This is a genomic window from Butyrivibrio hungatei DSM 14810 (genome assembly GCF_900143205.1).
Classification (GTDB): Bacteria; Bacillota; Clostridia; order Lachnospirales; family Lachnospiraceae; genus Butyrivibrio; species Butyrivibrio hungatei.
This window is the reverse complement of sequence record NZ_FRDH01000007.1, coordinates 28,679-43,834: the sequence shown is the minus strand read 5'-3', so window position 1 is coordinate 43,834 and position 15,156 is coordinate 28,679. Positions and strand designations below refer to the sequence as shown.

Below are 15,156 nucleotides of genomic sequence, written 5' to 3'. Positions count from 1 at the left end.
TGCTATGTTAGAGATTGGAAGTATAGTAGGCGGCAAGTACAAAGTGCTTAGTGTCATCGGGCAAGGTGGCATGAGTACAGTGTACCTGGCTATGAATGAAAGGGCTAATAAGCCCTGGGCTATAAAGGAAGTTAGGAAGGATGCAGTAGCTAATTACCAGACTGTCAGACAGAGTCTTATTACTGAGACAGATCTGTTAAAAGAGCTATCACATCCTTTTTTGCCCAGTATTGTGGATGTTATTGATGAGGATGGCGGATTTCTTATCGTAATGGATTATATTGAGGGTAATACTCTTGAAAAAGCGCTCAAACACATGGGTGCGCAACCACAGGAGTATGTTATCGAGTGGGGTATCCAGCTCTGCGAGGTTTTAGAGTACCTTCACACCAGAAAGACTCCTATCATTTACAGAGATCTTAAGCCTGGAAATATTATGCTCAGACCAAATGGTACTATCACGCTTATTGATTTTGGTATCGCAAGAGAGTATAAAGAGGCCAAGGCTGGAGATACATCATACCTTGGAACTCGTGGATATGCTGCTCCAGAGCAGTTTGGCGGAATGGGACAGACTGACGCAAGGACAGATATCTTTTGCCTGGGTGCAACACTGTATCATCTGGTAACAGGACACAACCCAAGTGAACCACCTTATGAGTTCTATCCGATCAGATACTGGAATCAGCAGCTCTCACCAGGACTTGAGTACATCATCAGCAAGTGCGTTCAGAGTAATCCTGATGACAGGTACAATTCCTGCGCTGAAGTTATGTATGATCTTCAGAACTACAGGGAACTTGAAAAAGGATATAAAAAGGAAGCTAAGATAAGTGTTCTCATATTTGTTGCAATTATTGTGCTTTCTCTTTTCACTGCAGCACTTAGCGTTAATTTCCAGATAAAGAGCAGAAAGCTTGCTAACGCATATTATCAGCACTATATTGCTGAGGCAAAGGGTACTACTGATGAAAGCGAGGCAGCGAACCTGTATGCCAAGGCTATAGCAGAAAAACCAACGGATGTGGATGGCTATTTTGAGCTGATCGATAACCTTCTTTTGGCTGATGATATTCTTTCAAAGGAAGAGGATGAAGAGCTTAGAAAGATACTTATTTCACCTGTAGGCAAGACTACAGTAGAGGGTGCGCTATCAACAAACAAGCAGGCTTATTCTGAGGTGGCCTACAGACTTGGTATCGCATATTTCTATTGCTATGACGATGTTGGCAACAAGCAGCTTGCTGCAAAGTGGTTTCAGATCGTAAATGACAATGGTGGACTTTCAAAAGACAAGCAGGAAAGAGCTTTTAGACTTGGCAAGATCTGTCAGTACTATTCATCGATCGGTACTGAGTCCAAAAGTGGAGACAAGGTTATAAGTTACAGAGAATACTGGGATGATCTTGTGGCTATTTCTGATGGAAATATTGCAGAAGTGGATAACCCCACAACAGCTCTTGTGATCTATAGGGAGGTTGCTGCTCAGATATATAATAATGCTGCTAAGTTTATTGAAGCAGGTGTAACTTATGATGAGATGTCAAAAGAGATGGATACTCTTTTAGCACATATTGATGAGGATATTCTGACCAGATATGACCTGACTAATAGTACGAAGGAACTTGTAAGCAAGACACAGAGGAACTTTACGGCTGCTAAGCAGGCACTGGATCAGGTAGGAAAGTGATCAGATAAGGAAAAAGTATGAGTAATGTTGAGTTTTACAATCTCATGTCAATTTTAATGGCTGCAATGTCTCTTATTATGCTGGTATTGGCTATCGTTATGTGGATCAAGCTGGATATCAAGCACTATATCTCTGTCCTTACAGGATCAGAGGCCAAAAAATCCATTGAAAAGATAAGAGAGAATGCGCAAAACGGCGGAGTTCATGCAGATCTTTTTGGCAAGGATAACAAAGCAAAGATTTCATGGAATACTTCTGAAGGTCTGAGTGGTACCACAACTGAGACTCTTTTTAAGAACCTTGAGGATCAGGCGCTTAAGGATAAAAGCTATGCAACTACTGCACTTTTAAGTAGTTCCGACTATGCCACAACAGTGCTTGAAGCTATCAAGGATTCTGAATTTGTAGTTGAAAGAGAAATAGTAAATAAGGGCTGAGTTTTAATTACCTGCAATTATGGTATAATTAATTACGTTGAATCGTTTTATCATGGAGGAAATGATGTCAAAAAAGCGTAGTATAACAATTGGTCTTGTGACCTTTGTATTAGCTCTTATTGCCACAACTGTTATAGGCATTATCTATCTTAGCTCAGTTGCTTCAACCAGAAGAGAAAGAGCTGCTTTTATGGCAGGAAATATTGCTAATCGTATAGAAGCTGAGATCAAGAATAGAGATTACATAACAAGACTCCTTGAGATTGAAGTTAAAAATGCTAACGGAGCCCTGACGCAAGAGAGATTCTACAAGGTTGGAGAAGCTTTATTTGACGATTATCTTGATGTTGTAGATATTTCCATTGCTCCTGGTGGAATCGTAACTTATGTATACCCACTTCAGAGTGCTTATACGGAGAGAAAGAATCTTTTCGATGATAATTTTGAAGGGGTGTATTTAGACAATAGCAAACAGACAGGTGTTGGAATAATACTGGCGCCTGTAAAACTTCCTGATGGCAGCTATGGCATCATCATCAGGAGGCCTATTTATCTTGGGGATGGCAGAAATAATGGGGACTTTTGGGGATTTGCCTCAGTTACCATTAGTCTTTCGTCCTTTCTTTCTGATGTGAATATTAGCGGAATAGCTGATGAAGGCTATGAGTACAAGCTGATCGGCAACGATGTCATCACAGGTGACAGCAGGATCATCATGGAGTATTCAGAAAAAGCTCTTGCGACACCTGTTGAAGCTATGATCAGCACAGTAGGCGGCGGATATTGGACTCTTGAGCTGTCTCCTTTGAGCAACTGGATGGAGGCTTATGAGATATTGTCTGCCTTTGGAATCATTTTGATCATCAGCATTTTGTTTGCTCTTAATATGGCAGCATTCTCTTCACTTAAGGCTAATACCAAGGAACTTGAGGTTATGTCTTATAGAGATGCTCTTACTAATCTTTATAACCCTAGAAGTTATCAGGAGCACATGGAGGAATTATCCAAAAAGAAGCTTCCATATGGCCTGATCTTTATAGATCTGAATGATTTCAAAAAAGTTAATGATACCTACGGACATGAGACTGGCGATGCACTACTTAATATTGTAGCCAAGAGACTTCAGAACAGCATTAGAGAAAAGGACAGAGCATTTAGAATTGGCGGCGATGAATTTGTAGTAGTTATTCATGGAACCCATGACAAGAGATTTTATGAGAATGTTATTTCTCGTATGAGACAGAATGTGGCAAGAAATGTAGTAATAGGGGATATTACACTTCGTGGTTCCATAAGTGCGGGCTATGCACGCTGTCCAGAGGATGGAACAAAGTTTGAGGATGTAGTGAAAAAAGCTGATGATGCTATGTACAACAACAAACGACTAATAAAAGCATCAAGAAACGGGGCAGCTAATGGGCGGAACCTATGAAACCATCAACAGAATCTTTGATACCTTTGCTGTAACTTCAAGAAGTAGATATGTCTACGTTTTTGATATGGAAAAGAATATCTCCAGGTGGTCACAGAATGCAGTGGACTACTTTGGACTTACTGGAGAGTACATATACAATGCAGCTTCTGTGTGGGAAAACAGGATTCATCCTGATGACAGAGACAAGTATGCTGAGTATATAAAAGAATTCTATTCAGGGGTTAAGACAGATCCAAATATCGAGTACAGAGCCAAGAACAAAAATGGCGAGTATGTGATCTGTTCCTGCAGAGGCGTTGTTATCAAGGATTATGCGGGTAAGCCGGTTTTTTATGCATGCTCGATAATCAATAAGGGTATCGTGGACAATAATGATCCAATTACTCTTTTACCTAATCAATATGAAATGCTAAATGAGATGAGACAGTATAAGGCAGCAGGAACGCCTTATTTTGTTCTTCTCATCAATTTTATAGACTTTAGTGATGTTAACAGACGATATGGTTACATGATAGGTAACAGTATCCTCAGAGCCATGGCCACCAAGCTTACGCAGGAAGGAAATGGACGAGGTAAGGCTTACAGAGGCGAAGGTACCATAATTGCTTATATCACAAGGCAGATGGACATCGAGGAGCTGAAAAAACTCTATGGCAGAATGAGGTCTTTTACCAGAGATTCTCTGATGATAAATGGCAAGAAGGTTGGAGCTGAGATCGGCGGCGGAATGATATGCGCCACAGATACTACCGTTGATGAACATGCCATATACACCAGCGCTAAATATGCCCTTGACTATTCCAAGACGCAAAAACATGGCAATCTTATCATTTACAATAATGACCAGCTTGATACCAACAGGGGCAATATAGAGCTTGTTGATGCTATCAGAAATAGTGTGATCAACGGCTTTGAAGGGTTCTTTCTTGAATATCAGCCCATTTTTTCAGCTGTAGGTAAGAATCTGGTTGGTATGGAAGTATTTGTCAGATGGGAAAGAGAGCCCTTCGGAGAAGTGGCACCTTCAGAATTTGTGCCATGGCTTGAGCAGGATCCGGTGTTCTTTTTACTTGGAAATTGGATCTTGGAAAACGCACTTAAGGATGCACTCGAGATCAGACGAGGTAAAAGAGATTTTTTCCTAAGTGTAAACCTGGCCTTCATGCAGCTTGAAAGGTCAGAATTTAGAACTACTCTGATCGACATTTTAAGAAAAATAGGATATCCGGCAACCGGCTTATATCTGCAGCTGACTCAGAGCAGCAGGCAGCTTGGAATGGAACATTTAAAGAGCCAGGTAGAATTTTTGAAGTCCTGTGGACTCAAGATTGGTCTGGATGTCTCGGATTTTGGAACTCTTGATCTTGTAAGGCATTTGCCTATTGACCTGATAAATATTGCACCTTCCCTTACAGGAGGAATGGAGGATAATCCTACCACCAAGTACATGGTAGAGACTATTACAGGTTTCACTCACAGGCTTAACATCAGAACCTGCTTTTCTGGAATTGAGGATGAAGAGACGGAGAAGATGGCCAGTGCATATCCAATATCAGATGTGATGGGATATTATTTTGGCAGGCCTTGTAGAATACAAGAATTTATGGAGAAGTATCTTAAGTAATGAGCAGGACATTTCGCTACATTCAGAATGATGACGTGCTTAAGTCTTTCAAAGAGTTTAGAGATTCTATTCTTTCTGAAAGGCCTGTTGTTATTGCGCGCCATGGAGATTACTCTCTGTTCTTGAGGAGTCTGTCTCATGATACATTGGGACTTACTATCGAAAATACCGCCAAGAAGATTGTAGTTGAAAGTCGTAATTACGAAGTACAAAATACTACAGATGCGCTGGTTTCTAGGGGCGTCAGACATGCTATTCAGAAGATGTCTGAGCTTAGCGATGAAGAGACCAACAGGAAGCGCTTGCAGATCTGGAAATGGTACATTATGGACTGGCAGCAAAAGAATCCTGAAAAGAGACAGGAAATGATGAACAAGGAATTGGAATGGAAGGATGATGAAATTGGAGAAAATGATGAAATGCTTGATTTCGAGACCTTCCTGCACAGAGAGTATCTGAATCTTGGAAACACGCTTGCGCTGATAGGTGAATATCTTAAGGATGAGAGGCACAAAGAGATGTTCACTAAATTTGCTATTGAAGACATAATGGAGATGACTAGTGAAGATACCAGAGATAAGTCTATTGCAGAAGCTGAGAGGCTTGAACAGGCTGGCGGTCACAAGAAACATACCTATCAATTTACCGTTAGCGTTGAGGCAACCGACAAAGAACACGCAAGACAGGCGCTTTTAAACTACCTTGCTGGAGATGAGCGAATTAGAGTACAAAAATAAACAATTAGAAATTAATTTTCAATAAACCAATTAATAAAAATTTAATAATTTAACTCGATAAAGTATCTACCATTTCATAGGGGTTAGGTATATAATGTACCCATTAAATGAATTTTTGGTTTCAGGACACAATAGGTTGAGGGGCCGTTAAAAATTGTTCCTGGTTCGTCAGTTCATTTAATGAAAAAATATTTCTTATGAGATGGAGGAATTAAATAATGAGACGTTCCGCAAAGACTAAAACAGGCATGAGTCAGAGCTGCATAGAGATCATGACTGATGCTATCAAGGCAAAGGAGCAGAACTTATCATACGGCAAATTTAAAGCTCTTGATTTGCTCGGAGCTGATGGCCTGCGTGATGACGAGTATCAGTCAGAGTACACAGTTCATACAACTGATCTGGTACGCAGAAAAGAGCAAACAGAAGAAAAGAAAGCTGTTGCCTTTGTTAAGGTAAGAGTGTGAGATAAAAACTACAACTGAATATGGATAATAAGCTGTTAAGGATTAATTCTTTAACAGCTTTTCTTTGCTATTTTTTGATAAAAATATGGACTATTTTTTTGGAATATTTATGGTATACTAACTCATTGGCAAGAAGACAAGAAAGGAAATGTTATGAACATTCATTTGTGTAAAGGTGATGAGACACTTGATCAGGCACTTGAATATATCAATGAGCATGATAGTGAAGGCAGGAGATACACCTTCGATAAAGAAGCTGACAGATGTTATATCGGCGATGAAGCTTTTGTAAATGCTCCAGTCATCATCAATTACAAAAACAATTACTGGGCACTGCATATAGCAGAGTAATTGATCATAAATTATTTAAGTAGAGGTTATATGAACAAAGTTAAAAATTTTTTGCGTGAGTATTTTGAGACTCCTGACTTTATGAAACGTCTTGTTGTTATGCTTATAGGCGTTTTTCTTATGGGATTCTTTCTTTCATTCCTTATTAAGGTTGACCTTGGAACAGATCCTTGTACTTTTATGAATCTTACTATTTCAAGAAAACTTGGAATCTTGTTTGGAACATGGCAACTTGCATTAAATGCAGTATTATTTGTTATTGTTATTCTTTTTGGCAAGAAATGTATCGGATTCGGAACCATTGCAAACATGGTATTTATTGGATATATCGCCGACTTTTTTGGATGGCTTTGGGATAAGACTATACCAGAGCGTTATTTTACAGAATTTCCTTCAAGAGCAGTGATCTTTGCCCTGGCATTGCTTTTGTTTATCATTTCTGTTTCCTTTTATATCAATGCAGACATGGGAGTATCTCCATACGATGCCATGCCACAGATCATTTCTGATCGTGTACTTACTAAAGTGCCTTATTACATTATCAGAATTGGTTATGATTTCCTTGTAATTGTTATTGGCGTCATGTTTGGCGGAACACCAAATATCGGAATCATACTTATGGCATTGTTCCTAGGACCTATCATTTCAGTAGTAGGTAAGTTCCTTGGAAAGCATGTGTTCCATTTGAATTAAAGATAGCTGTTGAGCTGATTGAAGCCCCTTGTGCTAGCGCGCAGGGGGCTTTTTTGTTAAGGGTGAGGGCAGAAGTGTGTTGGTTTCGCGGTTGTCCTTGTTCTGCGTCAACTACTTTATCAGCCCTCCGGTGCTAGTCAACCCTGCGCTAGGCGCACCGCTTCGCGGCTTCGGGGCTGACAAGCCCCTCCCGGCTGATATGCAGTAGTTAAGCAGAACAAGGAGGCACTCTGCCGAGGGGCAGAGAGGGGATTTTAGGGCATGGGTTACCTGCAAACAAGTATTATAAGGGAGTGCAGGTAAAGAAAGAGAGCCGGGGAGTGGTGGAGTAGCGGTAGTTGTTACCTGCAAGCAAGTATTATGAGAGATTGCAGGTAATGAAATGAGACCGGGGAGAGGATGAGTAGTGGTATATGTTACCTGCAAACAAGTATTATGAGAGATTGCAGGTAAAGAAAGAGGACCGGGGAGTGGTGGAGTGGCGGTAGTTGTTACCTGCAAGCAAGTATTATAAGGGAGTGCAGGTAAAGAAAGAGAGCCGGGGAGTGGTGAAGTAGCGGTAGTTGTTACCTGCAAACAAGTATTATGAGAGGTTGCAGGTAATGAAATGGGACCTGGGAGTGGTGGAGTGGCGGTAGTTGTTACCTGCAAACAAGTTTTTTGGAGAAGTGCAGGTAATGAAAAATGACCGGGAGGATTCTGGGGGCGCAGGCGATACAGTTGGAAAAGAAAGGCTTCGGGGCTGGCGGCATGCTTATATGGTTAAAAGTAGAAAAAGGCATGCCAAAAATTGACATTTGAAGAAAAGAAAGCATGTGTATTTGTGAAATATGAGGATAAGGCATGCTGATAAGAAGAAAAAAGCAAGATAATGGCATGTCTAAATGTGGAAATACGGAAAATGACATGCCGTGAGAGAAAACAAGAGGGAAAACACCGCGTAAGCATACCGCAAAATAACAATAATGTAGATGTTTTGTGGACTCTATTATGATAAAATATTATTAGTGGAAACTTTGCGGTAAAAAGGAATTAGGTTAATGGTAGAGAAAGATATTGAGCAGCTTTTATGCGAAGTTAAGAACGGAGAAACTAGCATAGAAGAGGCTGTTCTCAAGTTAAAAGAAGCACCATTTGAAGATATGGGATTTGCCAGACCGGATTTTCACAGGAGTCTTCGGCAGGGACAGGGTGAAGTGATCTATGGTCAGGGTAAGACTAATGAGCAGATAGTTGAGATTGCCAAAAAACTCTTAGCTCATGGTCAGGAAAGAGTACTTATCACTCGCATGAGTAAGGAAGCTTCTGAATATTTCAAAGAGAATATGACAAGTGAAATAGAAGACTTCTCATATGACGAACTTAGTAAGGTGGCCGTTGCAGGTAAGCAGGTAAATACAGCTGAAGGCATTGGCAGGATAGTTGTAGCAACAGGTGGAACAAGCGATATTCCTGTTGCAGAAGAGGCTGCAAAGACAGCTGAGTTTTTAGGAAATAAAGTAGTCAGGCTCTATGATGTTGGTGTAGCTGGCATTCATAGACTTATCAACAAAAAAGCTATGGATGAGATCATGAGCGCCAACGTGATCATAGCTATTGCAGGAATGGAAGGAGCTCTTGCAAGTGTGATCGGCGGACTTGCGGATTGCCCGGTTATTGCTGTCCCGACAAGTGTAGGTTATGGCGCAGCTTTTGGAGGACTTGCAGCTCTTTTATCAATGCTTAATTCCTGCGCAAGCGGAGTAAGCGTGGTGAACATCGATAATGGCTTTGGCGCCGGATATCTTGCAAGCATGATAAATCATAAGTAAGCATTGGAGCCAATAAGGCTAGAAATATAAAACATAACAAAAGAAACGAGTACATCAGGGTGAAAAAAATAATCAAAAAGGCTTTGCCAGTATTTTTCTGGATCGTTATCTGGCAGCTGGTGGCAATTATCATACATAATAAGATCCTTATGGCAGGTCCGATTGAGACATTGCAGAAGTTAATTGAACTATCAGGAAGCGAAAGCTTCTGGGCGTCTGTAGGCAGCAGTCTTGGACACATATTATTGGGATTTGTGATAGGAACAGTTCTTGGAATTGTATTTTCATTCCTTGCTTACAAGGAGGAACTTGTAAGAGATTTTGCAAGACCAATTGTGGGGCTTTTAAAGACAGTGCCTGTAGCAAGCTTTGTTATACTTCTTCTCATTTGGCTTGGAAGCAGCAATATTTCTATCTTTATAAGTGCTATGGTGGTCTTCCCAATCATTTATGTCAGTACGCTTGAGGGATTTGATGCAACAGACCACAAGTTGCTTGAAATGGCACACACCTTCAGAATGCCTGAGGGGAATGTTATCAGATATATCTACTTGCCACAGCTCATACCGTTTTTTAAGAGCTCTTTTAAACTGGCAATTGGAATGGCGTTCAAGAGCGGAATTGCCGCTGAAGTCATCGGTCAGCCCCTTGAAACAATAGGAAATGGGCTTTACAACGCCAAGATATACCTTGAGACAGGTGAGCTCTTTGCCTGGACCATTGCGATAGTAGTTATTTCTTTTATCTGTGAAAAGATATTGCTACTGTTATTACATGTTATGGGAGGGCGCAAGGCATGACTATTGAGGTAAAAGACGTTACAAAGACCTTTGATGGCAGAAAGGTCCTGGATAACTTTAGTCTTGATATTGAATCAGAGCACAGCTACATCATTGCAGGTCCTTCGGGTTGCGGTAAGACAACACTTATCAGGATAATTCTTGGACTTGATAAGCCGGATGAAGGAAGCGTGAAGCTCCTTGGTGATTACAAGTATCCTTACATCGTGTCAGGAACTGTATTTCAGGAAGACAGGCTTTGCGATGATTTTACGGCAGTTGAAAATGTGACAATGGTAAGTCATAAGATATTTAAGGAAACAGCAAGAGAAGAGCTTGAAAAACTTCTACCTGCAGAGGTTTTGGACAAGCCGGTAAGGGAGCTTTCCGGGGGGCAAAGAAGGAAAGTTGCCATTGTAAGAGCTTGCTGTATTCCAAATGACATATTGATAATGGATGAGCCACTTACAGGTCTTGATGAAAAAAGTAAAGAAGAGGCCATCAGATATATAAGAGATAAACAGGGCTCTGGCCCTTTGGTTATTACGTCACATAGCGGCGAAGGTTTTGATTTTGGCAGAGTAGTTAATTTGTAAGAGAGCAGGGGAGATTTCTTATGGTAACCAATGACGTAAGTATGAACAGGTTCAAGCATAATATCATGGAGCAGGTGTGCAGACTGGAGTGGGAAGGCAAAAATGATCCAGAGCACATCGAGGAACTTATCTTAAAGATAATTCCAGGACCCAAGCCATCATACAGATGCTGTATCTACAAAGAAAGAGAGATCGTAAGGCAGAGGATCAGGCTGGCAATGGCAAAAAGCCCGTCCTATAATCCGGATTCTACTAACATAGTTCAGGTTATAGATCCAGCTTGTGATGAATGCCCTATTGCAGCTTATTCAGTTACTGATAACTGCAGGTTCTGTATGGGTAAGGCTTGTCTTAACTCCTGTAAGTTTGGAGCCATCACTCCAGGCGATACCCATATGCACATTGATCCGGCTAAGTGTAAGGAATGTGGAATGTGTGCCAATGCTTGTCCTTACAGCGCTATTGTTCATTTGGAGAGACCTTGTAAGAAGGCATGCCCTGTTGGAGCTATTACTTACGACGAATATGGTTACTGTAAGATAGATGAAGAAAAATGTATTCAATGTGGTCACTGCATTCACAGTTGTCCATTCGCAGCCATCGGAAGTAAGACCTTCCTGGTTGACATCATAAAAGAGATAAAGGCAGGCAAGGAAGTAATTGCAATGTGCGCACCAGCTACGGAAGGCCAGTTTGGTGAAGATATCTCCATGGCTTCCATAAAAGTAGGACTTCAAAAGCTTGGCTTTGCTGATATGGTCGAGGTTGGACTTGGCGGAGATATGACGGCGGCCTATGAAGCTGAAGAGTGGAGCGAAGCATACAACAGCGGCCGCAAGATGACGACATCCTGCTGCCCGGCATTTATCAATATGCTAAAAAAGCATTTCCCAGAGCAGTACAGAGACAACATGTCCACAACAGTTTCACCAATGTGCGCTATTTCTAGATATCTAAAGGCTACAAGGCCAGGATGCGTAACAGTATTTATAGGACCTTGTATCGCTAAAAAGTCAGAGTCTCAGGATAAGTCAGTTCCTGGAAATGCAGATTATGTTGTGACCTACGGCGAACTTAGAGCACTGATGAGATCAAAAGATATCTCTTTTGAACCGATCACTGATGAATATCAGGAATCATCTATATGGGGTAAACGCTTTGCCACAAGCGGCGGCGTTGCAAATGCTGTAATAGAGTGCATGCAGGAGAGAGGGGAAGATACTTCCGGAATAAAACTTCTTCGTGCAGCGGGAGGAGCTGAGTGTAAGAAGGCACTCACATTATTAAAAGTTGGCAAATTACCTGAAGACTTCATAGAAGGTATGGTTTGCCCAGGAGGATGTGTAGGAGGACCGTCAAAACATAAGCATATTTCAGAAATAAATAAGGCGAGAGAAACACTTCTTGCCAAGGCGGATGAAAGAAAAGTATTAGATAACCTGAAAAATTACCCAATGGACAAGTTTTCAATGCACAGGGATGGACATTAAATGAGAAGAATAAAAAAATTACCATTATCGGTTTATGTTCAGTTATGCATGATAGGTATCTCGTCTATTCTTACTATCTTTTATAGTAAGCACATTTTTCATGTAGAGGACATGAACCAGGCCTTTGCGGGTATATTCTATGCTTTCAAATACATACCGATCATAACGGTGACAGCTCTAGGCGGAGCTGTTCCCGGAATGGTCAGCGTGTTACTGGTCTTTTTGTACAGATCTATTGTATACAGCAGCTTTTCATATCTTGTGTTCGTTTATCTTATTCTGGCCTGTGTTGTAGATTTTATGGCCAGGAAAAAATTCTTTTCAAGTGTATACAAAACTCTATTGGTGTCTGTTATCTTGCAGCTCATAAGTGGAGATTTCTGGGGCATCCTCCTGTTTCTTTTAGCAGGAATAGATGTGTCGTCAGTCCCATTCCAATACTATGTAACATATTTTTTAAATGAGGCACCAGGTTGTCTTATTGGTTGCTTTATTGTCTATTTGGTATTTAAAAAGCTTACTCCGGAAAAGAAGCTCCTATTTGGAAATGGAAAGTTTTATGTTAAACCGGAATTTTTAAGTGAAGATGAAAGATACGAAGTTGAGCGAAGGTCCAAGATCGGAGCAGTAGTGATGCAGATCATTGTTTTTGAAGCTATCATTCTTGGAATCTCAGCTGAGCTTGCTTCTAATACACTTATTCCTACAATGAAAGTGGCTAATTCCAGCACTAACAATTCTTTAGAACAAAGGTCATGGGAACATGCTACGAACGCTGAAAAGCTTGAAAGCTTAGTTAGTATCGAGGTCTTAGAAGGCGGTACTGCTGACTCTGATGGCTTTGTACAACAACTAGGAGGTAGCGTTAATTACCAGGTTCTTAGCTCGGAATTTAGCGTCAAGCTAGCTATGCTCATATCCATTATCGTTATACCACTTGCGGTATTCTTTAACGGATATGCCCAGAGGCGAATAGCAAGGCCTATAAGAGCGCTATCTAAGGCAGTTTCAGATATTTATAATTCAAAAGAGATAGATATTGATAAAAAAGTACGTGAAGTACATGAACTTCAGATTGATACAAATGATGAGATAGAAGACTTGTATCACGCAGTGGACCTGACGTTTTACAGACTTATGGAATATATCGAGCTAGTTAAAACAAGGCAGAGTATTGAAGATCAGCTCAATATGGAAAAGAGTGCAAATGAGGCTAAGTCAAGATTTCTTTCTAACATCTCCCATGAAATCAGAACGCCTATCAACGCAGTTCTTGGTTTTGACGAGATGATCCTTAGAGAGACCACAAATGAAAAGGTTCTTGAATATGCCAAGGACATTCAGAGTTCTGGTAAGACTCTTTTGGCACTTATAAACGATATCCTAGATTTTTCCAAGATTGAAGCAGGCAAGATGGAGATCATACCTGTAGAGTATGATGTAAGGTCACTTATCAACGATATCATCAATATGGCCAGCATCAAAGCAAGTGAAAAGCACCTTGAACTCAAGCTTCTTGTTGATGAAAATATTCCTCACATCCTGTTTGGCGATGAAGTCAGGATCAAACAGTGTATCATAAACCTTATAACAAACGCTATCAAGTACACAGAGCGCGGCTCCGTTACTTTAGACGTGAAATACGAAAGAGTATTAGAAGAAAACCCTGAAGACTCTTATGAAGAGAAGATAGCCCTTGCTGTAAGCGTTACAGATACCGGTATAGGAATCAGAGAAGAGGATATAGAAAAGCTCGATCAGGCCTTTGAGAGAATCGATGAAAAGAGAAATAGAACAATTGAAGGAACCGGACTTGGAATAAACATTGTTAACAGCCTTCTTAACCTTATGGATTCAAAGCTTTCGGTCAAGAGCGAATATGGAGCGGGCTCCGAGTTTTCTTTTACCATAATACAGACAGTAGTGGATGCAGAGCCAGTTGGCGATATTGTTAAGGCCTTTGAGGATGCAGCAAAGAGTGCGCATGAATATCATGAGACCTTCCATGCGCCAGATGCAAGGATACTGGTAGTAGACGATACCAGAACAAACCTCACCGTTGTAGAGGGACTCTTAAAGCAGACTCAGATAGTTGTAGATACGGCCACCAGCGGTATGGAGGCTCTTGATCTTGTTAAAAAGAACAAGTACGACATAATCTTCCTTGATCACAGAATGCCTGAAATGGACGGAATTCAGACCTTCCACGCCATGGAAGAGATGCCGGAGAATTTAAACAAAAAGGTTCCAGTCATTGCCCTTACCGCAAATGCAGTATCTGGATCCAGAGAAATGTACTATAAAGAGGGCTTTACAAACTATATGTCCAAGCCGGTAGAACCAATCAAGCTTGAAGAGATGATAATGAGCTATCTACCTTCCTATAAGGTTACAAAACCTGGAGACAAGGATTACGTAGAAGATACAACACCAAAGCAGGAAACAGAAAAAGAGGCAATGCAGGACATTCTCAAGATAAATGGCATCGACATCGAAACTGCTATTTCGAGGTGCGGATCTCCTGAGGTGGCAAAAGAGGTAATGAAGGACTTCAGACTTGCCATAGACGAAAGATCCGGTCTTATTGAAAAATATTTTAATGAAAAGAACTACAAAAACTATACAATATATGTGCATGGCCTTAAGAGCTCTGCAAGAGCCATAGGAGCTTTAGATCTTGCAGATAAAGCAGAGTATCTGGAAGAATGCGGAAATAAAGAAGATGTAGAAATGATCGAGAAACTGACACCTTCGCTTCTCGAACAATACAGAAGTTATATCAATAAGCTTGGCTCCTTGTTTGAAGAGGATAATAGCGACAAACCACTGATCGATCCTAAGGAGCTTGAGGGGGCATTCCTTTCTATGAAGGAATTTGTTGCTGCTTCTTATTTTGATAGTGCAGATGACATTATGAATATGCTTGATGAGTACCAGATACCTAAGGAATATGCCGACAAATACCACGATGTAAAACGTCTTTTGGCAGCAGTTGACAGGGATGGACTTTTAAGGATATTGTAATATTAAGTTCGGATTGAGAGGG

At 40.8% G+C, this 15,156-nt stretch carries 13 protein-coding genes; all 13 read left to right on the top strand.

Annotated features, from left to right (window positions below; all coding sequences use genetic code 11):
• The first annotated feature begins 4 nt into the window (after window positions 1–4).
• The 13 genes from BUA02_RS09255 to BUA02_RS09195 all read left to right on the top strand — a co-directional run bounded on the left by BUA02_RS09255 (window position 5) and on the right by BUA02_RS09195 (window position 15,134).
• On the top strand, window positions 5–1,690 hold the full coding sequence (locus BUA02_RS09255) for a serine/threonine protein kinase (protein WP_072703219.1): 1,686 nt from the start codon (window positions 5–7) through the stop codon (window positions 1,688–1,690).
• Between the two features lie 17 nt (window positions 1,691–1,707).
• A complete protein-coding gene (locus BUA02_RS09250) occupies window positions 1,708–2,127 on the top strand; it encodes a hypothetical protein (RefSeq protein WP_072703217.1) in 420 nt (139 codons plus the stop codon).
• Between the two features lie 64 nt (window positions 2,128–2,191).
• On the top strand, window positions 2,192–3,559 hold the full coding sequence (locus BUA02_RS09245) for a diguanylate cyclase domain-containing protein (protein ID WP_072703215.1): 1,368 nt from the start codon (window positions 2,192–2,194) through the stop codon (window positions 3,557–3,559).
• Window positions 3,543–5,186, top strand: a complete 1,644-nt coding sequence (locus BUA02_RS09240; protein WP_072703212.1) for a sensor domain-containing phosphodiesterase — start codon at window positions 3,543–3,545, stop codon at window positions 5,184–5,186. Before BUA02_RS09245 ends, BUA02_RS09240 begins: the two co-directional genes overlap by 17 nt.
• A complete protein-coding gene (locus BUA02_RS09235; protein ID WP_072703209.1) occupies window positions 5,186–5,923 on the top strand; it encodes a hypothetical protein in 738 nt (245 codons plus the stop codon). The genes BUA02_RS09240 and BUA02_RS09235 overlap by 1 nt, the downstream gene beginning before the upstream one ends.
• 218 nt (window positions 5,924–6,141) lie before the next feature.
• A complete protein-coding gene (locus BUA02_RS09230; protein WP_071175500.1) occupies window positions 6,142–6,390 on the top strand; it encodes a hypothetical protein in 249 nt (82 codons plus the stop codon).
• 153 nt (window positions 6,391–6,543) lie between these two features.
• Window positions 6,544–6,741 (top strand): hypothetical protein, encoded by a 198-nt coding sequence (locus tag BUA02_RS09225; RefSeq protein ID WP_071175501.1) that lies wholly within the window; start codon window positions 6,544–6,546, stop codon window positions 6,739–6,741.
• Between the two features lie 30 nt (window positions 6,742–6,771).
• Window positions 6,772–7,434: a YczE/YyaS/YitT family protein gene (locus BUA02_RS09220; RefSeq protein WP_072703206.1), complete on the top strand. Its 663-nt coding sequence runs from the start codon at window positions 6,772–6,774 to the stop codon at window positions 7,432–7,434.
• A gap of 1,040 nt (window positions 7,435–8,474) precedes the next feature.
• A complete protein-coding gene (larB, locus tag BUA02_RS09215; RefSeq protein ID WP_071175503.1) occupies window positions 8,475–9,245 on the top strand; it encodes a nickel pincer cofactor biosynthesis protein LarB in 771 nt (256 codons plus the stop codon).
• A gap of 59 nt (window positions 9,246–9,304) precedes the next feature.
• Entirely contained in the window at window positions 9,305–10,045 is a 741-nt protein-coding gene (locus BUA02_RS09210) for an ABC transporter permease (RefSeq protein ID WP_242946495.1), read from the top strand.
• Window positions 10,042–10,620, top strand: a complete 579-nt coding sequence (locus BUA02_RS09205) for an ABC transporter ATP-binding protein (protein ID WP_072703200.1) — start codon at window positions 10,042–10,044, stop codon at window positions 10,618–10,620. Before BUA02_RS09210 ends, BUA02_RS09205 begins: the two co-directional genes overlap by 4 nt.
• A gap of 20 nt (window positions 10,621–10,640) precedes the next feature.
• Window positions 10,641–12,110, top strand: coding sequence for a 4Fe-4S dicluster domain-containing protein (locus BUA02_RS09200; RefSeq protein WP_072703197.1), 1,470 nt, complete (start codon window positions 10,641–10,643; stop codon window positions 12,108–12,110).
• Window positions 12,111–15,134 carry a response regulator gene (locus tag BUA02_RS09195; protein WP_083572715.1) on the top strand — a complete coding sequence of 1,008 codons (3,024 nt, stop codon included), beginning with the start codon at window positions 12,111–12,113 and terminating at the stop codon, window positions 15,132–15,134.
• The last annotated feature ends 22 nt before the right edge of the window (window positions 15,135–15,156 follow it).

Bases quoted from the DNA above. Each gene is read 5' to 3' on its own strand.
- BUA02_RS09255 (WP_072703219.1), top strand. From the start codon at position 5: ATGTTAGAGATTGGAAGTATAGTAGGCGGCAAGTACAAAGTGCTTAGT.
- BUA02_RS09250 (WP_072703217.1), top strand. From the start codon at position 1,708: ATGAGTAATGTTGAGTTTTACAATCTCATGTCAATTTTAATGGCTGCA.
- BUA02_RS09245 (WP_072703215.1), top strand. From the start codon at position 2,192: ATGTCAAAAAAGCGTAGTATAACAATTGGTCTTGTGACCTTTGTATTA.
- BUA02_RS09240 (WP_072703212.1), top strand. From the start codon at position 3,543: ATGGGCGGAACCTATGAAACCATCAACAGAATCTTTGATACCTTTGCT.
- BUA02_RS09235 (WP_072703209.1), top strand. From the start codon at position 5,186: ATGAGCAGGACATTTCGCTACATTCAGAATGATGACGTGCTTAAGTCT.
- BUA02_RS09230 (WP_071175500.1), top strand. From the start codon at position 6,142: ATGAGACGTTCCGCAAAGACTAAAACAGGCATGAGTCAGAGCTGCATA.
- BUA02_RS09225 (WP_071175501.1), top strand. From the start codon at position 6,544: ATGAACATTCATTTGTGTAAAGGTGATGAGACACTTGATCAGGCACTT.
- BUA02_RS09220 (WP_072703206.1), top strand. From the start codon at position 6,772: ATGAACAAAGTTAAAAATTTTTTGCGTGAGTATTTTGAGACTCCTGAC.
- larB (WP_071175503.1), top strand. From the start codon at position 8,475: ATGGTAGAGAAAGATATTGAGCAGCTTTTATGCGAAGTTAAGAACGGA.
- BUA02_RS09205 (WP_072703200.1), top strand. From the start codon at position 10,042: ATGACTATTGAGGTAAAAGACGTTACAAAGACCTTTGATGGCAGAAAG.
- BUA02_RS09200 (WP_072703197.1), top strand. From the start codon at position 10,641: ATGGTAACCAATGACGTAAGTATGAACAGGTTCAAGCATAATATCATG.
- BUA02_RS09195 (WP_083572715.1), top strand. From the start codon at position 12,111: ATGAGAAGAATAAAAAAATTACCATTATCGGTTTATGTTCAGTTATGC.